The 21,007-nt window shown below is 67.2% G+C and carries 21 protein-coding genes and 1 tRNA gene; 14 read left to right on the top strand and 8 right to left on the bottom strand.

Going from position 1 to position 21,007, the window contains the following annotated elements; genetic code table 11:
- The first annotated feature begins 11 nt into the window (after window positions 1–11).
- From S2M10_RS11560 to S2M10_RS11550, 3 genes are all read left to right on the top strand, one after another.
- Window positions 12–896, top strand: a complete 885-nt coding sequence (locus tag S2M10_RS11560) for a 3'-5' exonuclease (protein ID WP_168846196.1) — start codon at window positions 12–14, stop codon at window positions 894–896.
- Window positions 897–1,073: 177 nt separating this feature from the next.
- Window positions 1,074–1,898 (top strand): hypothetical protein, encoded by an 825-nt coding sequence (locus tag S2M10_RS11555; RefSeq protein WP_168846195.1) that lies wholly within the window; start codon window positions 1,074–1,076, stop codon window positions 1,896–1,898.
- The gene (locus S2M10_RS11550; protein WP_247650759.1) at window positions 1,895–2,692 is read left to right on the top strand and encodes a hypothetical protein; all 798 of its coding nucleotides are present in this window, start codon (window positions 1,895–1,897) and stop codon (window positions 2,690–2,692) included. Before S2M10_RS11555 ends, S2M10_RS11550 begins: the two co-directional genes overlap by 4 nt.
- A 104-nt stretch (window positions 2,693–2,796) precedes the next feature.
- Here S2M10_RS11550 and S2M10_RS11545 read toward each other — a convergent pair whose 3' ends face one another.
- The 3 genes from S2M10_RS11545 to folK all read right to left on the bottom strand — a co-directional run bounded on the left by S2M10_RS11545 (window position 2,797) and on the right by folK (window position 4,017).
- On the bottom strand, window positions 2,797–3,096 hold the full coding sequence (locus tag S2M10_RS11545) for a CHC2 zinc finger domain-containing protein (protein WP_168846194.1): 300 nt from the start codon (window positions 3,094–3,096) through the stop codon (window positions 2,797–2,799).
- A gap of 356 nt (window positions 3,097–3,452) precedes the next feature.
- Window positions 3,453–3,528: transfer RNA gene (locus tag S2M10_RS11540), tRNA-Lys, on the bottom strand.
- 12 nt (window positions 3,529–3,540) lie between these two features.
- Entirely contained in the window at window positions 3,541–4,017 is a 477-nt protein-coding gene (gene folK / locus S2M10_RS11535; RefSeq protein WP_168846193.1) for a 2-amino-4-hydroxy-6-hydroxymethyldihydropteridine diphosphokinase, read from the bottom strand.
- A gap of 23 nt (window positions 4,018–4,040) precedes the next feature.
- Between folK and S2M10_RS11530 the strand changes: the two genes are divergently transcribed.
- Window positions 4,041–4,646, top strand: coding sequence for a uracil-DNA glycosylase (locus S2M10_RS11530; RefSeq protein ID WP_168846192.1), 606 nt, complete (start codon window positions 4,041–4,043; stop codon window positions 4,644–4,646).
- Here S2M10_RS11530 and S2M10_RS11525 read toward each other — a convergent pair.
- The 3 genes from S2M10_RS11525 to S2M10_RS11515 are packed head-to-tail and all read right to left on the bottom strand — an operon-like array spanning window position 4,633 to window position 8,983.
- Complete coding sequence (locus S2M10_RS11525; RefSeq protein WP_168846191.1) at window positions 4,633–5,538, bottom strand: flagellin; 906 nt, start codon at window positions 5,536–5,538, stop codon at window positions 4,633–4,635. The two genes, S2M10_RS11530 and S2M10_RS11525, sit on opposite strands and share 14 nt — an antisense overlap.
- Window positions 5,539–5,550: 12 nt before the next feature.
- Window positions 5,551–7,656 (bottom strand): flagellar basal body rod C-terminal domain-containing protein, encoded by a 2,106-nt coding sequence (locus tag S2M10_RS11520; RefSeq protein WP_168846190.1) that lies wholly within the window; start codon window positions 7,654–7,656, stop codon window positions 5,551–5,553.
- 25 nt (window positions 7,657–7,681) lie between these two features.
- Window positions 7,682–8,983, bottom strand: a complete 1,302-nt coding sequence (locus S2M10_RS11515; RefSeq protein WP_168846189.1) for a flagellar hook protein FlgE — start codon at window positions 8,981–8,983, stop codon at window positions 7,682–7,684.
- Window positions 8,984–9,180: 197 nt separating this feature from the next.
- On the opposite strand from S2M10_RS11515, the gene S2M10_RS11510 reads away from it, so the two are divergent.
- The 10 genes from S2M10_RS11510 (at window position 9,181) to S2M10_RS11465 (ending at window position 18,051) form a co-directional block, all read left to right on the top strand.
- Window positions 9,181–9,570: a flagellar biosynthesis repressor FlbT gene (locus S2M10_RS11510; RefSeq protein ID WP_168846188.1), complete on the top strand. Its 390-nt coding sequence runs from the start codon at window positions 9,181–9,183 to the stop codon at window positions 9,568–9,570.
- A 13-nt stretch (window positions 9,571–9,583) separates the two neighbouring features.
- Window positions 9,584–10,957 (top strand): flagellar protein export ATPase FliI, encoded by a 1,374-nt coding sequence (gene fliI, locus S2M10_RS11505; RefSeq protein ID WP_168846187.1) that lies wholly within the window; start codon window positions 9,584–9,586, stop codon window positions 10,955–10,957.
- On the top strand, window positions 10,954–11,385 hold the full coding sequence (locus tag S2M10_RS11500) for a hypothetical protein (RefSeq protein ID WP_168846186.1): 432 nt from the start codon (window positions 10,954–10,956) through the stop codon (window positions 11,383–11,385). Before fliI ends, S2M10_RS11500 begins: the two co-directional genes overlap by 4 nt.
- On the top strand, window positions 11,382–12,446 hold the full coding sequence (locus S2M10_RS11495) for a peptidoglycan-binding protein (protein WP_168846185.1): 1,065 nt from the start codon (window positions 11,382–11,384) through the stop codon (window positions 12,444–12,446). Before S2M10_RS11500 ends, S2M10_RS11495 begins: the two co-directional genes overlap by 4 nt.
- A gap of 237 nt (window positions 12,447–12,683) precedes the next feature.
- Window positions 12,684–13,739, top strand: a complete 1,056-nt coding sequence (locus S2M10_RS11490; RefSeq protein ID WP_168846184.1) for a sigma factor-like helix-turn-helix DNA-binding protein — start codon at window positions 12,684–12,686, stop codon at window positions 13,737–13,739.
- A gap of 58 nt (window positions 13,740–13,797) precedes the next feature.
- The gene (locus tag S2M10_RS11485; protein ID WP_247650758.1) at window positions 13,798–14,310 is read left to right on the top strand and encodes a hypothetical protein; all 513 of its coding nucleotides are present in this window, start codon (window positions 13,798–13,800) and stop codon (window positions 14,308–14,310) included.
- A gap of 154 nt (window positions 14,311–14,464) precedes the next feature.
- Window positions 14,465–15,121: a dTMP kinase gene (locus tag S2M10_RS11480; protein ID WP_168846183.1), complete on the top strand. Its 657-nt coding sequence runs from the start codon at window positions 14,465–14,467 to the stop codon at window positions 15,119–15,121.
- Between the two features lie 116 nt (window positions 15,122–15,237).
- Window positions 15,238–16,350, top strand: coding sequence for a fumarylacetoacetate hydrolase family protein (locus S2M10_RS11475; protein ID WP_168846235.1), 1,113 nt, complete (start codon window positions 15,238–15,240; stop codon window positions 16,348–16,350).
- Window positions 16,351–16,358: 8 nt separating this feature from the next.
- Window positions 16,359–17,156, top strand: coding sequence for an SDR family oxidoreductase (locus tag S2M10_RS11470; RefSeq protein WP_168846182.1), 798 nt, complete (start codon window positions 16,359–16,361; stop codon window positions 17,154–17,156).
- Window position 17,157: 1 nt separating this feature from the next.
- Window positions 17,158–18,051: an SMP-30/gluconolactonase/LRE family protein gene (locus S2M10_RS11465; RefSeq protein WP_168846181.1), complete on the top strand. Its 894-nt coding sequence runs from the start codon at window positions 17,158–17,160 to the stop codon at window positions 18,049–18,051.
- Between the two features lie 150 nt (window positions 18,052–18,201).
- Here S2M10_RS11465 and S2M10_RS11460 read toward each other — a convergent pair whose 3' ends face one another.
- On the bottom strand, window positions 18,202–18,825 hold the full coding sequence (locus tag S2M10_RS11460; RefSeq protein WP_168846180.1) for a TetR/AcrR family transcriptional regulator: 624 nt from the start codon (window positions 18,823–18,825) through the stop codon (window positions 18,202–18,204).
- Window positions 18,826–19,095: 270 nt separating this feature from the next.
- Window positions 19,096–20,871, bottom strand: a complete 1,776-nt coding sequence (locus S2M10_RS11455; RefSeq protein WP_168846179.1) for an IlvD/Edd family dehydratase — start codon at window positions 20,869–20,871, stop codon at window positions 19,096–19,098.
- Between the last annotated feature and the right edge of the window lie 136 nt (window positions 20,872–21,007).

The following is a 21,007-nucleotide window of genomic DNA, read 5'->3' as shown; positions in this document are numbered from 1 at the left end:
CGCAGACCATAATGGATAAGCCGGATAGCGCCGGCCGCAGTGACGCGGCCGGCGGTAAGAAGACGCGCGTCCTGCACAGGCTGGACGTGCGGCCGGGATCGACCGGCGAGGGGGACCTCCAGAATATCCGCATCGGCATCGCCGTCGACGCCGAGACCACGAGCACGATCGTCGACAAGGGTGCCGTCATCAAACTGGCGGCTCGACGCTTTCGCTTCGACCGACAGGGCGTCATTACCGACATCGACGACGTCCATGCCTGGCTGGAAGATCCGGGCACCCCACTGACGCCGCAGATCACCGCGATCACAGGGCTGACCGATGCGGACCTTTCAGGGAAGAGCATCGACGAAGGACGGGCGACGAGCCTGCTCCGTTCCGCCTCGCTGGTCATTGCGCACCATGCTGCGTTCGACCGTCCTTGGGTTGAACGCCGGCTGCCCGCTGCGAGCGGGCTGAACTGGGGCTGCTCGTTTCGCCAGGTCGACTGGCGCGCGCAGGGCTTCGACGGCCGCACGCTGGGCTACCTCCTCCAGCAGACGGGCTACTTCTTCGAACGCGGACACCGCGCCGCGACCGACGTCGACGCGCTCGTCCAGCTGCTGCGGCACCGGTTCGACGATGGCACTACCGCGCTCGGCGAGCTTCTTCGGCGATCGGCCGAGCTGAGCTGGATCGTTCGTGCCCATGGCGCCGGATATGCCGCCAAGGATGCGCTGTGGGCGCGGGGCTACCGTTGGGATGCCGTCCAGCGGGTTTGGTGGACCGAGATCGAGGACGATGCGCGTACTGCCGAGGAGTTCTGGCTCGCCGAGAACGTCTATGCGGCGGGGAAGGGCGCCCGCTCGATGGGGCCCGACTTTGAGCGGGTGACCGCCGCGGAGCGGTTTCTGTGACGGGCGCACGCCCCCTGGGGGCCACGGATCCGACCCGGGCGCGCCGCCACGCTCGCGACCATGTCTTCAGGATGCGCAGCGGCCGCTTGGCCAGGGACGATCCGATACGGGTCGATGCGCACCCCGCATCGGCACGACCAACACATTCGTCAAGTTCACCAGATCAAGGAAAGACACATGGCCAAGAAGAAGACGCGCGGCGGCCGATCCACGGCCCTTGTCCAACTTCACCCGCAGCCGCTCACCGGCACCGAGGTCGCGAAAATTGCGGCCGCCGTCGGATCAACCGAGGCGCTCGGAAAGATGCCGGGCTCGGGCGGCGAGTTCGTCGTCCAGGATGGTGTCGCCCGGGTCACCGGCCGCGACTATGCTACGACCGACGCGGTCGTGCCTGCCGCCGAAATCTACTTCGACGGGGAAAGTCGGCCGAGGTACGATGGGCCGTGGCTCGGCGAGGCCGACAAGGTCGCGTGGGTCGATCCCGACACGGGCCTGGAGTGCATCATGATGCGCGACCGCACGGATGGCTTCCTCAGCGGCTATGTCGGCGTGCCCGATAGTCACCCGCTGTTCGGCTGGAACCACCTTGCTATCCCGGCGGACCTGGGTATCGAGGTGCACGGCGGCCTCACCTTCTCGCACATCTGCGATGATGGGCCCAGCCCTGACACTCGCCTTATCATGGAGGCGCGTCGTATCTGCCACGTGGGCCGGGGAGGAGCTTCGGTTACGCACGCGACCGATCACCGTGTCGAGGAGGGGCAGTGGTGGTTCGGGTTCGACTGCAACCACATCTATGACGCAGTGCCCGGCGACTATGGCTCTCGCCGCCGCTTCATGGGCCCGGAAATCGCAGCGGAATACCGGGAGGACGGATATGTCGTGCGCGAGATCCGCAACCTTGCGGCTCAGCTGGCCGCGATCCGCGATGGTCGACAGGTGCCCGCGCGCATGGGTCCACCGCTTCCGCCCATCAGTCTTGATCCTGGGGCCGCACGATGACGATGGCGCGGGGAAAGCACAGGCCGGGTGAACTCCCGTGGGGCTGGTGGCTGCGCATCAACGGCGATCAGCTGGAAGACGAGCAGGGCCGACGGTGGCGATCCGTGCGGGATGCCTTCTGGCACTCGGAGATCGGCTTCGGCGACATGCCACTCCAGTCTCATCTGCTTGAACTGATGCTCAGGGTGCTCGTGTCCGCCGATACGCAACGGCAGGGCCCGAAAGAGAAGCTCTACGAGTTGTTCGGCTCCGACAGGAGCTTTTGGTATTTCTACATGTGCTGGCTTCTGTCGATCGGCCTGCTCACGCGTGAAAACCCCATGGGTGTGCCATTTGGGATTCTCGACGCACGTATCAGCCCTGAGGGCCGTTCGGTATTGCTGATGCTGATCGCGACGCGGGATCCGGAGTGGGAACATCTTACCATGGCTGAGGTGGTGGACACCGTCATGTGTCGATCATCCAATGCAGCAGATCGGGAAGCCGCGCTTCGGGCGTTCGAACGCTCCCTCGGCGTTCGCCGGCATGTATTCGCCCGTGAGACGATCGGGCGTTCGCATGTGATCACCCTTACCGGCTTACAGGCTGGGCATCCTGCGAGGATGCCGACCCGGCGGGTGACATGGTCTCTTTCCTTCGACAGTCGGGCCATCCGCGATGACCTGTTCGCCTGGATCGCGACGAGGGTCGAGCACTGGGATTACTGGGGAGACCTGGCCTACCGGAAAGGTGCCGAGGCTCTCACCCAGCATCTGCTCGGTTCCGCGATGGCTTCGCGGACGGAGCAATCTTGATAGCGGACCGATCTGCCCCGCGGCGCCTTCACGGCTTCGCGGGGCTGCTGCATAATGAGATAGTCCTCTGCCGATGGGTGTCGACTGCGAGCGCCGCGCTGCAGTCAAGCTGGCTGACCTTCACCACCACCGAACGCGGGGGGGAGCAGGCGCTCGATAGCGCCAGCCTCGTCGATCATATAAAGTCGCATCGTCCAATCGACCACATCCCCTTCGCTCCCGCACGAGAAGCAGTGGAAGTGTCCGTTGGCCCCAACGTACAGGCCCGCGGCGGTATCGGGATGGAACGGGCAACAGCCCCGCAGGTTCGACCTCTGCGGACTCAGATCAACCGTTTCAGCTACGATGTCTTGAAGCTGGACGTGCGCGCGGGCGAGGGCTCGAAGTTCGGTCAGGTCAGGCACGACGCAATGATCGTCGATCGACGGACGCCGTCAACTGGCCTCCGAAACTCACGCCATCATCGAGCCTACGATTCGTCGCCCGGCCCTTATCGAATAGCCGTATCACTAAGAGCGCCTCCCTTGTGACAAAGTAAGCGCGCCCCAGTGGTTTCGCGAGGTTGGACATGACGGGCATGATGGTCGCTCGCTGCCGTGCGTCAACGCGAAAGCATCGAAATGGCGCGGCTGGTCAGCTAAAATATTTGATTTCTCTATCGAATCAGGAGCTACCCGCGACGGGGCGATTTCCCTTGGGTCATTTCATCCCTGCGCATGGGTCACGGTAAACCTGTGCGCGCGATGGCTTGGAGAGGCGGTGGTGGGTCCGCCGGGATTCGAACCCGGGACCTCTCGATTAAAAGTCGCTTGCTCTACCGACTGAGCTACGGACCCACATCCCGCCACCTAGGCGCAGGGGCGGCGCCGGTCAACCGCGTGCAGCAACGGAAGCGTCGCACGGCCGGTCACAGGATCTCGCCAGCCAGGTGCGATCTCGGCTAGCGGGGCCAGCACGAACCGGCGTTGCCGGTACCGGGGATGCGGCACGGTCAGCGCGCGGCTCGCCCAGCAGCCGCCCGACCACAGCACGATGTCGATGTCTATCACCCGCGCCCCCCAGCGCTGCCCCCGGCGCCTGCCAAAGGCCCGCTCGATCGCTTTCAGCCGGCGCAGCAGGGCTTCGGGCGTTTCGTCGCTCTCGATTTCGGCGACGGCGTTGGCGAAACGACGGATCGAAGGGCCGATCGGCGGGGTCTCGTGAATGCGCGACACCGCGCGCGCGCCCCCGACCGCCGCCAGCGCCGCGCGCACCTCGGCACGCGGCCCGCCATGTCGGCCGCGGCGGTTGGAGCCCAGGGCGATGATGTAGCTTGTGACGGACACGCGCCTGCGCCTATCGCCGGGCGATGCCCGCGCCAACCCCCGAACCCGATCGCGATTGTCCGCTCTGTCCCCGGCTGGTCGCGCTGCGCGCCCAGCTGCGCGCCGAACAGCCGGACTGGTGGAATGCGCCCGTGCCGATGCTCGGCGATCCGGACGCCCCGATCGCAATTGTCGGCCTCGCACCCGGGCGGTTGGGAGCCAACCGTACCGGCCGCGCCTTTACCGGCGACGATTCCGGGACGCTGCTGTTTTCGGTGCTCGAGACGCTGGGCCTGGCCGAAGACGGCGCGCCCAGGGGCGTGCAGATCCTCAACGCGGTGCGCTGCCTGCCGCCGGAGAACCGCCCGACCCCGGCCGAGATCCACGCCTGCCGGCCGTTCCTCGCCGGGCAGCTGCGCGCACCGATCGTCGTCGCGCTGGGCGAGATCGCGCACCAGTCGGCGGTGAAGGCGCTGGGCGGCAAGCTGCCCAAGGCCCGCTTCGCCCACGGCGCAGAGCACCGCCTGCCGAAGGGGCAGGTGGTGCTCGATAGCTATCATGTCTCGCGGTACAATCAGAGCATCGGCCGGCTGACCGAGCCGATGCTGATAGCGGTATTCGAGCGCGCGCTGGCGCTCAGAGATATTTGACGAGGCTCAGGCTGGAGAGCTGCGAGAACACCGAATAGCTCGCCTCGAGCACGGTCTTCTGCTGCGACAGGTCGATCGCGACCTGGCCCAGATCGGCGTCCTCATTGTCCTCGATCACCTGCTGCAGCAGCAGCGAGCGTTCTTCGCCGCGCGTGGTCAGGTCCTCGACCTGGTTCTGCTTGCGGCCATTGTCGGCATTCACGGTGCCGAGCTGCTTCAGGCCGCTGTCCAGCTTGGAGATCACGCCCTCCAGCGCGGTTTTCTGCGCGTCGGTGAGCGTTTCGCCGACCTGGCCGATCTGCGCCATCGCGCGATAGGCTTCGTAGATCCCGGTCGCCATCGAGCTGGCGTTGACGCCGTAGGTCACATCGAGACCGTCCGCCACGCGGGCGCTGGCCAGCACATTGTCGTCGTGGAAGGCCTGGTCCGCCGGTACGCTCGCCGCATCGGCCAGCGTGGCGACGGAGAAGGGCGCGCGGTTGATCTGCGAGCCGCCGAACAGCGGGGTACCGCCTTCCGCCGCGTTCAGGGACGAGCGCATCTGGTTGAACGAACTGTCCATCGCCTGCTGCAGCCCGGCCGACTGGCCCGTGCCGATCGCACTGAGAATCTGCTGCCGCAGCGAGGTCGTGGCGGTCTGGATCCCCTCGATATGCCCCTGGTAGAGCGACATCGTGGTGCCGACGCGCTTCGCCACGTTGGACTGTGCCTTCTGCTGTTCCAGCAGGCTGTGCGCGGAGAGATTGCGGACCGCCTCGGTGCCGAGCGAGGCAAAGTCTGTCGCCTTCTTGCCGGTGGAGAGCTGCTTCTGGGTGATCGCCAGCTTCTCCTGCGCGCCGGAAATGGCGCTTGCCATGGTGCGCTGGAGCGGAATGGTGGCAACGCGGGTCATCGGTCAGTCCCCTTAACGAACCATCTGGAGAAGCGTGTCGTACATCTCCGCCGCGGTGCTCATCACCCGCGCCGAAGCAGAATAGCTGTTCTGGAGGACGACCATCTGGGAGAGTTCCTCGTCGATGTTGACGCCCGAATAGCTGTCGCGCCGGTTCACCGCATCCGACTTGCGGGCGTCGGCGTCTTCGTAGCGCCCCTGCGCCTGGCTGGCTTCCAGGCCGGCGCGACCGAGCAGCTGGGTGGAGAAGCGACCGACGCTGATGACGCCGTCCTTGCCCAGATCCAGCGTGCCGCCGAGCTTTTCGACAAAAGCCGTGGCGCCACGGGTATCGCCCGCGCCGATGGCCTTCGTACCGACGGCAACGCTCGTATCAAGACGGGCAAGGGGCAGCGAGCCGGGGCTGTTGAGAACGTCGTTGCGGACCTCTGCCACGTCGAGGCCGCTGTTGAGCCCGCTGAGGCCGGAAAGCGCCGAGAAGGTGCGCCCGCTGCCGAAGCGATCCGTCGAATCGGCCGCCATGGACAGGGATGCGCCCGTCAGGCCACTCGCCGGCTCGAACCGCATCCGTCCACGATTGTCGAGGGAGAAGGAACCGAAGCTTCCCAGCGGGCTGCCGTTGAGCTGGGTGACGATGTCTCCCATCGTGCCGCCAGTGGTCGGCTGCAGCGTATAGCTGGTCAGCGCAAGGCCCGATGCGTCGCGAAGCACGATCTGCGCGGTCTGGCCGGTGGTGAAGCCGTGCGGATCGGTCGCGTTGAAGCCGGTCGGCACCAGGCTGCTGCTGTCGCTGCGGATCAGATCGTTCATGCCGAAATATTGCGACACGCCCACCCCGCCCCGAGCGCTGGGGTTAGCGGTCGACTGCGCGATCGCGACGCCGTTACCGGACCCGGATGCCGAGAAGCTCAGCACGCCGTTGGTGAAGCTGGCGGTCGCCGCACCGCCGAGCCCGGTATTGATTGCGCTGACCATGTCCGAAACGGTGGCCGCGGGGCCCAGCGCGTCGAAATCGATTTCCGTCTTGGCGACGAGCGTTCCGTCCGCCTGGGTGACCGCGAAGGTCGCCTTGCCGGTGAAGCCCAGCCGGTCGCTCGCGACGAGGCCGGTCTGCCGACCGGTGAGGCTGGCGGGCGGCGGCATCGCCGTATTCTCGTTCGAAACCGCGTTGAGCGCTTCGGACAGGCCGCTGAAAACGACGCCGAGCTGTTCGGAGAAGGCAGGCAGCGCCCGGTCGCGGAGATCGAGCAGGCCGCCCAGCTTGCCGCCGACGGCCGAGGATTCGATCTTCTCGCCCGACAGCGCGCCCATCGTGCCGTTCTTGTCGGCGAAGCGTATGGAGATGTCGGGATAGGTGATCTGCGAGTTGCCGATGCCGGCACCCTTGTTCGGATAGTCGAGCTGGCGCAGCCGCGAATCGAGCAGCATCTGCCCCGAAGTGGTCTCGATGATCACCCGGCCGTCCGGCTGGTCGCGGACGTTGACCGAAAGCATGCCGCTCAGTTCCTCGATCGCGCTCATGCGCTGATCGGCGGCGCCGCTGGCGTTGCGCCCGAGGCCGGTCGCCTGGGAAACCGTGCCGTTCAGGTCGTAGATGCGCTGGAGCAGCGTGTTGATCTTGTCGATCGAGTAGCCGACCTCCGATTCCACGTCGGCGCGCAGGCTGTCGACGTCCCGCGTGGTCTGCTGCATCGAGGAGATCGCGTCGGAAACGGCGCCGGTAAAGACCGCGGAGGTCTGCGCCGAAGACTGCGAGCCGGTCATCACGATCGCGGCGCTGCTGATCGCGTCCAGTCGCGCCGGCAGGCCCGACTTGGCACCGGGCTCGCCGAGCAGCGACTGAAGCCGGTCGAGGTAGCTGGAGGTGACTTCCGATTTCCCGTAATCGCCCGCGCGGCGATAGACGGTCGCTTCCAGGAAACGATCGGCGACGCGCTCGAACTCGCCGACGTTCACGCCGCTGACATTGCCTGCCAGCACCGCGGTGGAGAGGGTGACGCGCTCGCGGGCATAGCCGGCGACGCCGACATTGGCGATGTTGTTCGATACCGCCTTCAGTCCGGCCTGAGCAGCAGCCAGGCCGGAAGCGGCGGTTCCCAGAATATCGTTCAGCGCCATGTCGAGCGTCCCCCTGCCTTGGAAATCAGCGCTTCAGATCGCTGACTTCGCGCAGCATGTCGTCGACGGTCGTGATGATCTTCGACGACGCGCTATAGGCGCGCTGGAAGCGGATCATGTTGGTGAACTCGCCCGCCAGATCGACGGTCGAGGCCTCCAGCGTGTTCGACAGCAGGCTGCCGGCACCGAGCTCGCCCGGCGCATTCATCGTCATCATGCCCGACTGGCGGTTGCCCGAATAGGCGTTGCCCGAGATGCGGGTAAGGCCGTTGGGGTTCGGGAAGGTCGCGACCGGCAGCTGGAACACCTTGCGGCTCGAACCATCGTCGAAGATGGCGCTGACAACGCCGTCCTTCGAGATTTCGGTCGCCGCGATGTTGCCCAGGATGCCGCCGTCCGCACCGCCGCGCACCAGCGACGAAGGCTGACCGAACGAGGTGAGGCCGCTGATGCCGCCGTCCTCGCCGAGCGACATGGTGATCGGCACCGAGGACGAGCCGTTGGTGTAGCTGATGTTCAGCGTGTCGAAGAAGGTGCCGGTCGAACCCGCCTTGTCCAGGCTGCCGTCGCCGTTGAACTTGATCTCGCCGCTCGCCAGCAGACCGTTGGTGGCGGTTACGTCGCCCGCCGGGTTCATGTAGGTCTCGGCCTTCCAGGTGTTCGCGCCCGTCTTCAGGAACGACATCTTGAGCTCGTGGTTGCCGCCCTGCGAGTCATAGACCGTGAAGGAGCGCGTGAAGGTCGGCGCGACGGTGTTCGTTGCAAGATCGCCCGCGGTGTAGGCGCCGGTGTAGGTGGTGGCGTCCGACTGCAGGTTGATGCGCGCGTCGATCGCGGTGGTCGGCGCGGCGGTGCCGACCAGATCGCTCAGACGCACCGGCGTGAGCGCGTCGATGCTGCCCGTGTTGGTGTAGTCGCCGGTTGCATCCAGGCGCCAGCCATACAGGTACAGGCCGGACGAGTTGCGCATGAAGCCCTGCTCGTCGGGCTTGAACGAACCCGCGCGGGTATAGGCGACGGCGTCGTTGCCGGTGACGCCCGCGCGCGTGATGAAAAAGCCGTCGCCGTCGATCGCGAGGTCAGTGCTGCTGCCGGTCGCCTGGGGCAATCCCTGCTTGGTGACCTGTGTGATCGGGGTCGCCGCGACACCACCAGCGGCATAGCTCGACGACGCGCGACCATCGGTCACCAGCGTGCGGAACTGCGCCTCGACGCCCTTATAGGCGACGGTGTTGATGTTGGTGATATTGTCGGCAACCGTGGCCATGGCACTCGACTGCGCGCTCAGCCCGGAAACGCCAGCGTAAAGAGCGGAATAGAGGCTCAAGTTCAAAACTCCTCGAGATGCCCGCGCGATCCCCACGCCGGCGACATGCTCATTGTAGAGGGGTAAAGGCGCGGCCCAAATCGGAGGGGCGATTTTGCCGCTTTTGCAGGGCAGGCGGCAAAATTTGCCGGGTGTTTGCCCATGCGCGAGCAAAACGCAGCTATAAGTTTAGGAACGCTTATTGAAAGGCCAGTTCCATGCTTCGCATCACGCTCCGCGACGGCGAAAAGGCGATCGTCAACGGCGCGGTGCTGCGCGCCGTGGGGCGGACGCAGATCGCCGTGGAGAACATGGTATCGATCCTGCGCGGCCGCGAAGTGATGCGGCCCGAAGAAGCGACCACGCCCGCGCGCCAGCTCTATTTCGCGACGATGCTCGCCTATATCGATCCGGACGGCCGCGACGCGCATCACGACGCGGTGGTCCAGCTGCTCAGCCTGCTGATCGCCAGCCTCGGCACCGCCGAGGCGCGCGAGCGCTGCATCCTGTTCGCCAATGATCTCGCCCAGGGCGAATATTACAAGGCGCTCTCGGTCGCGCGCGAGCTGATCGCGCTCGAAGACGCCGCCACGACGCAGGCCGCCTGAAGGAGCCCGCGCGATGCAGACGCTCGCCAGTGCCGCCCGTGCCATCAAGGAGATGGTCCCCGACCGTCGCTTCGGGCGCGTGGTGGCGGTGCGCGGCGCGCTCATCGAAGTGGAAGGCCTGACCGGCGTCGCCCAGATCGGCAGCCGGGTCGAGATCCAGTCCCCCAGCGGCAAGGTGGAAGCCGAAGTCACCGCGCTCGATCGCGGCGTGGCGCTCTGCCTGCCCTTCGTCGACCCGCAGGGCGTCGGCCTCGGCGCGGTCGCCGAGCTCGGCGCCGGCCAGTTCACCGTCCGCCCCTCCAAGGCCTGGCTGGGCCGCATGATCAACGGCCTCGGCCGCCCGGTCGACGGACAGGGCCCGCTGGTCAACGGCGCCGATCCGCAGCCGATCAAGGCCTCGCCGCCCGCCGCCGCCGGCCGCTCGCGCGTCGCCGAACGCATCGAGACCGGGGTACGCTGCCTCGATACCTTCGTGCCGCTGTGCCGCGGCCAGCGCCTCGGCCTGTTCGCCGGCTCGGGCGTCGGCAAGTCGGTGCTGCTGTCGATGCTCGCGCGCTGGACGCAATGCGACGTCGCCGTCATCGGGCTGATCGGCGAACGCGGCCGCGAAGTGCAGGAATTCATCGAGGACGATCTGGGGCCGGAGGGCATGGCCCGCTCGGTCGTCGTCGTCGCCACCTCGGACGAGCCCGCGCTGATGCGCCGACAGGCCGCCTGGACCACCCTCGCCGTCGCCGAGCATTTCCGCGACCAGGGCCTCAACGTGCTGTGCCTGATGGATTCGGTCACTCGCTTCGCGATGGCGCAACGCGAGATCGGCCTTGCTTCGGGCGAGCCGCCCGCGACCAAGGGCTATACCCCCACCGTCTTTGCCGAGCTGCCCCGCCTGCTCGAACGCGCCGGCCCCGGTGCACCCGGCGCGGGCATGATCACCGGCCTGTTCACCGTCCTCGTCGACGGCGACGACCATAACGAGCCCGTCGCCGATGCGGTGCGCGGCATCCTCGACGGCCACGTCGTGATGCGCCGCGCGATCGCCGAGCGCGGCCGCTATCCGGCGATCGACATCCTCAAGTCGGTGTCGCGCACGCTGCCCCATTGCCTCGAGCACGAGCAGAACGAGGTTCGCCTCGCCGCGCGCAAGCTGCTGTCGACCTATGCCGACATGGAGGAAATGGTGCGGCTGGGCGCCTACAAGGGCGGTTCCTCGCCCGACGTCGACCGCGCCGTGGCACTTGCGCCCCGCATCGAGGCACTGCTCAACCAGGGCAAGAACGACCAGGGCCATGCCGAGGCAGCCTTCGCCGAACTCGCCGCGATCCTCTCCGGCGAAGCCTCGGGCGATCCCGACCATGGCCATGGCCATGACGTGGGTCTCGCCGCATGAGGACGCCGTTCGATACCGCGCTGCGCATGCAGCAGCGCACCGTCGACGATCTCAAGGTGAAGATCGGCGCGACCATTGAACGCATCGCCGAGCTGGAGCAGCGGGGCCGCGACCTCATCGCGCGCGTCCGCGAGGAGCGCGTGCTCGCCCATGCGCTGCCCTTCGCCTCGGACGCGTGGCTCGCCACCGCCAAGCACGCCCAGGCGCGCATCGCCGAGGAAGTCGTGGCCGAACAGGCCCGCCTGCTCAACCTGCGCGAACTCGCGCGCGAGGCCTATGGCACGTGCCGCGCGATCGAAAGCGCCGCCGAGCGCTTCCGCGCCGATGCCGAGCGCGAAGCCGAGGCCGCCGAACAGGCGGCGATCGACGACATCGCCGCGGCGCGCTTCCTGCGCGAGCGCAAGCGGATGCTGGTGAAGGCCGCATGATCCACCGTACCGACCTTGCCGCGCTAACGCCCGCGCAGCGTGCCAACGTGATCTATGCGCAGGCCCAGTCGGAACTCTCGAGCCGGCTGTGGCGTGCCGCGATCGGCGACAGCGACCGCGACGGCGACAAGAGCCGCTCGCCGCTGGGCGGCGGTTCGGACATGGCAATGGACTCGCTGCTCGAGCTGCTCGGCACCCAGGCGCCGAAATCCGCCAAGGGCAAGTGCAAGTGCCAGTGCAACTGTTCCTGCCATGCGGACGAGCCCGACGACATCGCGGCGCTGGCCAAGGACGCGCTGAAAGGCGCGAAGACGCCGGCGGTTGCCGAACGCGCGCCTCCCCCTTCCTATGGATCGGTCGTCAGCGCGCTTTCGGGCGGCAGCGGCGGATCGTCCGCCGCCGGCAGCTTTGCCGGCGCGCTTTCGCTCGGCACCAACGCCCGCTACGCCGGTACGCTCGCCGCTGCCGAGGCGCGCAGCGGCATTCCTTCCTCCGCGATCGCCGCGATCATCAATGCCGAGGCCGGCAAGGGCCAGGACGGCAGCTGGAACCCGCTGTCGCGCAACCCCCGCTCGAGCGCGGCCGGGCTGGGGCAGTTCCTCAGCGGTACCTGGCAAACGCTTGCCGAACAGGGCGGAACCTGGCTGAATGACGTGGCCAAGGCGCGTGGCTGGCTGAAGGAAAACGGCAAGGTCGATCCGTCCCGCCGCAGCGAGCTGCTGGCGCTCCGCTATGATCCGCAGGCCTCGATCCTCACCATCGCCGACATGGCGCGCAACAACCTGCAGCATTTCGAATCGGCAGGTCTCAACGTGCGCGCCGATTCGGAAACCCTGGCCAAGGCGGCCTATCTCGGCCATCATCTGGGCCTCGGCGATGCAAAGAAGTTTCTGGCCGGTAATATTGATTCGAGCCGGGCGCGCCAGTTGCTGACCGCGCAGATCGGCGGATCGGCGGCCGAGCAGCGCATCGCCAACGCCGGCGATGCCACCCGCGCGCACCGGCAATGGTTACTCGATTTCATCGACAGGCACGTGCAGCCTGAGAAGTTCGCGTCGTAAAACAGCCAGTTAGGCTGTCCGCGCGTCCGTTAGCAGATCTGCTAAACGGCCATTAACCATCATTTTTTCAAGCACTTGGCTCGCCAAGCGAATCGGCGTTGCTATAAAGCTTGGGAGTGCGTTTGCGGAAAACTACCTAAGGCCCGGATTAGCACTCCTTTAAAGGTTTCAGACGAAATGTGTCTCCTGTCGACGGCGCCGGAACGATCGGACCGGCGCTGAACCAGGGGAATACGAATGTCGAAGATCACGATCGCTCTCGAGGCCGCAGTCCAGACCGTCATCGAGAACTCGCCCAAGGACGGTAAGCAGACCAACCGTCAGCGCGCCGAAATCGATCGCGCCTTCGCCCGCATCCTGAAGCTGATCGCCCCCCGCATTCGCCACTTTATCCGCCAGTACGGCCTGACCGCGCACTGGGACGACGCCGAGCAGTGCTGCGCCATTGCCGTGCACCGCGCCATCCAGGCCTATGAGCCGGAAAAGGCCCAGTTCACCACCTTCGTCAACTGGCAGATCCGCGGTGAGCTGCAGAGCCTGCGCTTCCGCCTGATGACCGACCAGCGCCCCTCGGCCAAGAAGGTCGAAGCCACCACCGTTTCGCTCAGCGCGATGGTCAGCTCCGCCGATGGCGACGAAATGTCCCCCGAAGCGATGATCGAGGACGAGGACGCCCTGGAGCGCACCGAGAGCGCCGCGTCGGACTATCTCGCCGATGGCGCGATCTCCTCGCTGATCGAAGCCTATGTCGACCACCTCCGCAAGGTGGGCATCGAGCAGCTCCGTCGCCGCCCGCGCCCGAAGCGGGAAGAAGCCGCCCTTCGTCGCGAAGGCCCGCGCCTCCGCACCGCCACCCACGGCATCGATCCGTCCGAGCTGGAGAAGCTGGAAGCCAAGCTGGAGCGTGATCGCGAGATCGTCGCCCGCCGCGTGTTCCAGACCGCCACGCTCGACGACCTCTCGACGGAAACCGGTGTGACCAAGGAGCGCGTCCGCCAGATCACCAAGCGCGCCGCCAAGGTGATCGCCGAGATCGCCGCTGCCGATCCGCGCTTCTCGGTGATGGCCGAATATGGCGAGCCCGCCGCTGCCAAGCGCCGCCAGCCGGCCGCTGCCCGCTCCGCCACGCCGATCCTGCCGGACGCCAGCCAGCCGCACAACCTGCTCTCCAGCGTCGTCGCGATCGACGCTTCGAGCATCGACGCGGTGGTTGCCGCCGAAGCCAACCGCGAGACGGTGGAAGCCATCGCGATTGCAGCGGCACCGGTTCCGAGCAGCGCCGCGCTGCACTGATGCCCCCTCGGGGCAAAAGCGTTCTATAATGGGAGAATATCCCTTCCGGAACGATCCGATGCCCCGAGACTCTCAGATCAATGGCCGAGGTGCGATGCAGATGCTGCCCCGGTCGAACCACAAGCTGACCGAACTGGCCGAGGAGATGGTGCGCTGCGCGCAGCCCCTGCTCCCGGTCGGCGGTCGGCTTTTTCTCGGCCTGCAGCAGGAGATCGACGGATCGCTGCGGATGATCTGGTGGCGCGGCGACGATTTTCGCCTGGTCGCGGAGATCGACGCCACCCCCGAAGGCTTTTGCCCCGAGGACAGCGACGAAGGCGCGCTGCAGGACGCGGCGAGCGCTTGCCTCACCTATCTCTCCGGTCGCTGGCCCAGTCCGCCGCGCCGGCTGGGCGTGATCACCGACGGCACCGGCGTCGCCTTCTCGCCCGAACGGCCCGCGGTGGCGGAGCCGGGCTGGCTGCTCGATCATGCCGGCGGTCTGGCCGCGCTCACCGCGATCCTGCCGCTCGACCATGAAGGCCCGTGCGCGCTGCTGTGCACCCCGCCGGAGACGGCATCGCTGCATTGAGCGCCTGGAGCCCTCCTCTCGAGGGGAGAGGCGGGGGCGCAGCGCGACGGGAATGTCCGGTCGCGCCAGCCCCCCGCCGCCGCTTCCCGCGCCGGCAGAGGATCTAGGACCCTTCCCCCGGTGACATTCCCCGCCACGATGCTATGGCGCCCATATGGGTGATCTCATCGCGATCGAGGGGGCCGACGGCGTCGGCAAGAACACCGCCGCGCGGGGCCTGTGTGCGGCGCTGCAGGCATCGGGCCGCTCGGCCACCGTGCTCGGCTTTCCCCGCTATGGCGAGACGGTCGCCGGCGTGACGATCGGCAAGATGCTGGCCGGCGAGCTGACCGTGCCGGTCACGCCGCATGCCGCCGCCGTCCTGTACGCGCTCGACCGGTTCGAGTGGCGCGGCGCGCTGCTGGAGGCGCAGGCCAGCCACGATGTGGTGGTGCTCGATCGCTACATCGCCTCCAACATGGCCTATCAGGGCGCCAAGCTGGGCGGCGAGGAAGGCCGTGCGCTGATGGACTGGATACTCGCGCTGGAAACCGGTCAGTTCGCCCTGCCCCGTCCGCGTCTGTCAATCTATCTCGACACGCCGTGGGACCTGGCGCGCGAACTGATCCTGCAAAAGGCGCAGCGTAGCTACACCGATCGCAGCTTTGACGAATATGAGGCCGATATCGCGCTTCAGCAGCGCGTGCGCGGCAATTACGAAGCGATCGTCGCCGCCGATTTGCTCGGGCCGTGGCGGGTGGTTCGCGCAAGCGGGGACGGCGCCATGCGCCCGCCAGACGCGATCGTAGGCGAAATTCTTTCTCATATTTGAAACTGTGTGAAACCCCGCTATGCCCCGCTTGACATTTGCTTTGCCAGCGCGCCAATGGTAGCGCTATCACAATCCGAAACGAACTGGTGAGAGGTCCCTTGGAAGCGCTTCGAGACATGCTGCCTGCCGACCATGCGCAGGCCATTCTGGTCGGCCGTGTGCAGACCCCCGCCGGCCCCAGCCCGGTGATCCTTCGCGACGGCCAGGTCATCGACGTCTCGGCCACCGCTCCGACCGTTGCCGATCTGCTGGAGCGCGACGATATCGCCGCGCTGAACGGCACGATCCTGTGCAGCGTCGATGCGCTGGGCACGGACTCGGCGCCGCAGATCCTGGCACCGGTCGACCTGCAATGCGTGAAGGCCGCCGGCGTCACCTTCGCCGTATCGGCGCTGGAGCGCGTGATCGAGGAACGTGCCCGCGGCGATGCCGACAAGGCCAGCGAGATCCGCGGCGACCTGGAAGCCAAGGTCGGCTCGGGCATCCGCTCGGTCGTCCCCGGCACGCCCGAGGCCGCCAGCCTCAAGGCCGCGTTGATCGAGGCGGGCATGTGGTCGCAATATCTCGAAGTCGCGATCGGGCCGGACGCGGAAGTGTTCACCAAGGCGCCGGTGCTGTCGGCGATGGGCTGGGGTGCCGAGATCGGCATCCGCTCGGACAGCGACTGGAACAATCCCGAGCCGGAAGTCGTGCTGGTCGTCGACCGCAACGGCACGATTCGCGGCGCGGCGCTCGGCAACGACGTCAACCTGCGCGACTTCGAAGGCCGCAGCGCGCTGCTGCTCGGCAAGGCGAAGGACAACAACGCCTCGACGTCGATCGGCCCGTTCATCCGCCTCTTCGACGACAGCTTCACCATGGACGACGTGCGCAGCGCGGTTGTCGACCTCACCATCGACGGGCCGGAGGGATATCGCCTCTCGGGCACCAACAAGATGAGCGAGATCAGCCGCGATCCCACCGATCTCGTCCGCCAGACGCTGAGCGAGCACCAATATCCGGACGGCTTCGCGCTGTTCCTCGGCACGCTGTTCGCGCCGGTGCAGGATCGCGACCATCCCGGCCGCGGCTTCACCCACAAGCCGGGCGATGTCGTCCGCATCTCGACGCCGAAGCTCGGCACGCTCGTCAACCGCGTCACCACCTCCAAGGCCGCCGCGCCCTGGACGTTCGGCATCCGCGATCTGATGCGCAACCTCGCCGCCCGCGGCCTCCTCTCCAACGCATAAGGGTGTCCATGTCGCAAGCCGATCTCCAGCAGGGCCCGATTCTGGCCGCTGAGCGTGCCGTCTATCCGAGCCTGAAGGGCAAGCGGGTCCTGATCACCGGCGGCGGTTCGGGCATCGGCGCCGGGCTGGTCGAGGGGTTTGTCCGCCAGGGTGCGGACGTGACCTTCTTCGATATCGCCGAGGAGGACTCGCAGGCGCTGGTCGCCAGCCTGTCCGGCGCGGCGATCGCCCCGCGCTTCCACAAGGTGGACCTCACCGACGTGCACGGCGCGCAGGCCCAGGTGCAGGCGCTGATCGACGCGGAGGGCGGCTTCGACGTGCTGCTCAACAACGCCGCCAATGACGACCGCCACACCATCGAGCAGGTGACCCCGGAATATTGGGACAACCGCATCAACGTGAACCTCCGCCACCAGTTCTTCATGGCGCAGGCGGTGATCCCGGCGATGAAGGCCAAGCGCGCGGGCGTGATCATCAACCTCGGCTCGATCTCCTGGCATCTCGCGCTGGAAGAGCTGACGCTCTACCAGACCGCCAAGGCGGCGATCGAGGGCCTCACCCGCAGCCTGGCGCGCGAGCTGGGCCCGGACGGCATCCGTTCGGTCTGCATCGTCCCCGGCAACGTCAAGACGCCGCGCCAGATGAAGTGGTACACGCCCGAGGGCGAGGCCGAGATCGTCAAGGCGCAGTGCCTGCCCGGCCGCCTGGTGCCCGACGACATCGCCGCCGCGGCGCTGTTCCTTGCATCCGACGATGCACGCCTGATAACGAGCCACGAATTCTTCGTGGATGCAGGCTGGAGATAAGATGACCGACAAGGTGGTGGAATCGGCGCCGGAGAGCGTGTGGGGGCTCGCTGCCCCGCTTCTCGAAGGCCCGGTGTGGGTGGAGCGCGATGCCGCGCTGTGGTTCGTCGACATCAAGAGCCACAAGATCCACCGCTATGACCCCGCCACCGGCGACAAGGCGAGCTGGGATGCGCCCGCCCAGGTGGGCTTCGCGCTCCCGGCCGCCAGCGGCGGCTTCGTCGCAGGCCTGCAGACCGGCCTTGCGAAGTTCGATCCGGCCGACGGCAGCTTCACCCCGCTGGTCGACCCCGAGCCTGGCCTGCCCGGTAACCGCCTGAACGACGGCACCGTCGATCCGGAAGGCCGGCTTTGGTTCGGCACTATGGATGACGGCGAGAGCGAGGCCAGCGGCACCATCTATCGCCTCGCGGCGGACGGCAGCTGCGTTGCCTCCACGCCCAAGGTGTCGATCACCAACGGCCCGGCGGTCTCGCCTGACGGCAAGACGCTCTACCATGTCGATACGCTCGGCGCCGTGGTCTATGCCTGCGACATCGACGCGGACGGCACGCTGGTGAACCGCCGCGAGTTCGTGCGCATCGCTGAAGGCGAGGGCTTCCCGGACGGCCCTTGCGTCGACAGCGAAGGCTATGTGTGGGTGAGCCTCTATGCAGGCTCCGAGGTTCGCCGCTATTCGCCGGCGGGCGAGCTGGTCGAGACGGTACCCTTCCCTGTCGACGCGATCACCAAGATCGCGTTCGGCGGCCCGGACCTGAAGACCGTCTATGCCACCACCGCCAACAAGCACCTCTCCGCCGAGGACAAGGCCGCCCGGCCCAGCTCGGGCGACCTGTTCCGCTTCCGCGTCACCGTGGCGGGCCAGCCGGGCACGATGATCCGGGTGGGGGCGTAAACCCGAAACGCCCCTCCCGCTTGCGGGAGGGGATGGGGGAGGGTGCGACGTGGGGGTTCTTTCTGGAACGCCGTCGCCCGCTAGCGCGACACCCCCTCCCCTAGCCCCTCCCGCAAGCGGGAGGGGAAGGGAAGACGGAAGGGTTACGCCTTACTGGTACATGGCCCGGGTAAGCCCGGCGATGCCGCCGCGGACCCGCTCCCAGCCCGCGTCGTCCGACAGATCCAGCCCCAGGAACCGCCCGCTGGTGGCGCCGGACAGCACCAGCTGCTGGATCGACGCGATCAGCAGGGCATTGAGCATCGGCGCGTCGATCCCCGCCGGCCGCTGCAGCGTGCCGCGCTCGCGGGCGATCCAGGCGCTCAGCGCCTTGCCCCGGGCCTCGGTGAAGGCGCTGGCGAGCTTGGACGGGGCCGAGAGTTCCCACGCCAGGATCTTCTGCGCCAGCGGGTCGCTACGCAGTGCATCGAGCAACGCCACGGCGACACGGCCCATCATTTCCGCATAGCTTGCGGGCGGCGGCACGTTTTCCGGCCGCACCAGCGCGGTTTCCATCCAGGCGGAAACATCGGCGGCGATCGCTTCGGCGAGCCCGTCCATGCCGCCGAAATAGCGGTAGATCAGCTGCTTGTCATAGCCCGAGGCACGCGCGATCGCGTTCACGCCCCAGCGGGCAAAGCCCTGCTCCGCGAGCAGCCGCTTGGCCGCCTCGAGAATTACCCCCCGCGTATTGGCCGCATTGCGCGGACGCTTCGCCGGTGCCCCTTCGCTCACGCTGTCCCCTTCCCCTTGGTTGGCGAAGGTTAACTATCACTGGCGGGTGACACTTTCCATCTCCGGAATGGGCCGGAGGTGGGGTCAGGGGCGAGATGGAATGGTGCGAGAGGCGCACACCGCGCCACGCCATCGCCGTCATCCCCGCGAAGGCGGGGATCCATTGGCGCTGATGCCGAGATTCTTTCCTCAAACGTCCTGGCAAATGGATTCCCGCCTTCGCGGGAATGACGAAACATGGATGGGGGGCGCAAAGCACCCCCCACCCCATCAATGATTGTGCCGCGGCACCTTCAGCCCGGTGCCGCGATATTTGGTCGCGAACTCCAGCACGCCGCCTTCGTGCAGCTGGCCCGATTTCTCGCGGTACAGCTCTTCCCACGGCGTGTTGCTCGGCGGGATCGGCGGCGCGGGCTCGCCCTTGCGGCGGGCGATCTCGTCGGCCTCGACCAGCGCGTCGACGCGGCCCTGGTTGAGGTCGATGCGGATCACGTCGCCGGTGCGCAGCCAGGATAGCCCCCCGCCCGCGGCGCTTTCCGGCGAGGCGTTGAGGATCGACGGGCTGTCCGACGTGCCCGACTGGCGGCCGTCGCCCAGCGTCGGCAGGCTCTGGATGCCCTTCTGCAGGATCGCGTCGGGCGGCTGCATGTTGACGACTTCGGCCGAGCCGGGCCAGCCCAGCACGCCCGCGCCGCGGATCACCAGGATGCAATTGTCGTCGATGGCGAGCGCCGGATCGTTGATCCGGTGGTGATAATCGTCCGACCCGTCGAACACCACCGCGCGGACCTCGAACACGCCCTCCTGCCCCGGGGTGGAGAGGTAGCGCGCGCGGAACTGGTCGGAGATCACGCTGGTCTTCATGATCGCCATGTCGAACAGATTGCCGGTGAGCACCAGGAACCCGGCTTTCTCCATCAGCGGCTTGTCGATGGGGAAGATCACGTCGGCATCGAGTACGCGTGCGTCCGCCACATTCTCCGCCATGGTCTTGCCGGTGCAGGTCGCGACGCTGCCGTCGAGGATCCCGGCATCGACCAGCAGCTTGAGCACCGCGGGGATACCGCCGGCGCGGTGGAAGCGCTCGGAGAGATATTGCCCTGCCGGCTGCATGTTGACGATCAGCGGCAGGTCATAGCCGGTCTGCCAGTCCTCCGGCGTGATGGTGATGCCGGCATGCGCGGCCATCGCGTTGAGGTGCGGCTGCGCGTTGGTCGAGCCGCCGATCGCGGTGAGCAGCTTGATCGCGTTGAGGAAGCTCTGCTTGGTCAGGATCTTCGACGGGCGAAGGTCCTCATAGGCCATCTCGACGATGCGTTTGCCGGTCTCGTAGGCGATCTGCCCGCGCTCGCGATAGGGCGCCGGGATCATCGCGCAGCCGGGCAGGCTCATGCCCAGCCCCTCGGCCATGCTGTTCATCGTGGAGGCGGTGCCCATGGTGTTGCAATGGCCCGAGGACGGCGCGCTTTCCATCGCGCGGCGGAGGAACTCGGCCTCGTCGATCTCGCCCGCCGCCATCTTGCGGCGCGAGCGCCAGATCACCGTGCCCGAGCCGACCAGCTCGCCTTCGTGCCAGCCGTCGAGCATCGGCCCGCCCGACAGGACGATCGCGGGCATGTCGACGGTGGAGGCGGCCATCAGCGACGAGGGCGTGGTCTTGTCGCAGCCGGTCGTCAGGATCACCGCGTCGATCGGATAGCCGTTGAGGATCTCGACCAGGCCGAGATAGGCGAGGTTGCGATCGAGCGCCGCGGTCGGGCGGCGGCAATTCTCGAAGATCGGGTGGAGCGGGAATTCCATCGGGATGCCGCCGGCCGCCAGGATGCCTTCGCGGGCGCGCTTCACCGTCTCCAGATGGATGCGGTTGCACGGCGCGATGTCGCTGCCCGACTGGGCGATGCCGATGATCGGCTTGCCCGAGGTCAGCTCCGCTGGCGTGATGCCGTAGTTCATGAAGCGCTCGAGATAGAGCGCGGCCATGTCGGCGCGGCCGGGGGCGGCGAACCATTCGCGCGATCGGAACGGACGGACGGGCGTGCGGGTCACGTGTGTCTCCACATACAAAATCTAAGCCCCTCCCTTTCAAGGGAGGGGTTGGGGGTGGGTCTCGGCGGATGGGGCTCGATGCCCCAGCCGGCGACTTCCCCCTCCGGGTGCAGGAGCGCGGCTAAGTCGCCGCGCA

Source organism: Sphingomonas sp. S2M10 (genome assembly GCF_012650175.1).
Taxonomy (GTDB): domain Bacteria; phylum Pseudomonadota; class Alphaproteobacteria; order Sphingomonadales; family Sphingomonadaceae; genus Sphingomonas.
This window is presented reverse-complemented; position numbering and strand designations above follow the sequence as displayed.

Bases quoted from the DNA above. Each gene is read 5' to 3' on its own strand.
- S2M10_RS11560 (WP_168846196.1), top strand. From the start codon at position 12: ATGGATAAGCCGGATAGCGCCGGCCGCAGTGACGCGGCCGGCGGTAAG.
- S2M10_RS11555 (WP_168846195.1), top strand. From the start codon at position 1,074: ATGGCCAAGAAGAAGACGCGCGGCGGCCGATCCACGGCCCTTGTCCAA.
- S2M10_RS11550 (WP_247650759.1), top strand. From the start codon at position 1,895: ATGACGATGGCGCGGGGAAAGCACAGGCCGGGTGAACTCCCGTGGGGC.
- S2M10_RS11530 (WP_168846192.1), top strand. From the start codon at position 4,041: ATGCCCGCGCCAACCCCCGAACCCGATCGCGATTGTCCGCTCTGTCCC.
- S2M10_RS11525 (WP_168846191.1), bottom strand. From the start codon at position 5,538: ATGACCCGCGTTGCCACCATTCCGCTCCAGCGCACCATGGCAAGCGCC.
- S2M10_RS11520 (WP_168846190.1), bottom strand. From the start codon at position 7,656: ATGGCGCTGAACGATATTCTGGGAACCGCCGCTTCCGGCCTGGCTGCT.
- S2M10_RS11510 (WP_168846188.1), top strand. From the start codon at position 9,181: ATGCTTCGCATCACGCTCCGCGACGGCGAAAAGGCGATCGTCAACGGC.
- fliI (WP_168846187.1), top strand. From the start codon at position 9,584: ATGCAGACGCTCGCCAGTGCCGCCCGTGCCATCAAGGAGATGGTCCCC.
- S2M10_RS11500 (WP_168846186.1), top strand. From the start codon at position 10,954: ATGAGGACGCCGTTCGATACCGCGCTGCGCATGCAGCAGCGCACCGTC.
- S2M10_RS11495 (WP_168846185.1), top strand. From the start codon at position 11,382: ATGATCCACCGTACCGACCTTGCCGCGCTAACGCCCGCGCAGCGTGCC.
- S2M10_RS11490 (WP_168846184.1), top strand. From the start codon at position 12,684: ATGTCGAAGATCACGATCGCTCTCGAGGCCGCAGTCCAGACCGTCATC.
- S2M10_RS11485 (WP_247650758.1), top strand. From the start codon at position 13,798: ATGCCCCGAGACTCTCAGATCAATGGCCGAGGTGCGATGCAGATGCTG.
- S2M10_RS11480 (WP_168846183.1), top strand. From the start codon at position 14,465: ATGGGTGATCTCATCGCGATCGAGGGGGCCGACGGCGTCGGCAAGAAC.
- S2M10_RS11475 (WP_168846235.1), top strand. From the start codon at position 15,238: ATGCTGCCTGCCGACCATGCGCAGGCCATTCTGGTCGGCCGTGTGCAG.
- S2M10_RS11470 (WP_168846182.1), top strand. From the start codon at position 16,359: ATGTCGCAAGCCGATCTCCAGCAGGGCCCGATTCTGGCCGCTGAGCGT.
- S2M10_RS11465 (WP_168846181.1), top strand. From the start codon at position 17,158: ATGACCGACAAGGTGGTGGAATCGGCGCCGGAGAGCGTGTGGGGGCTC.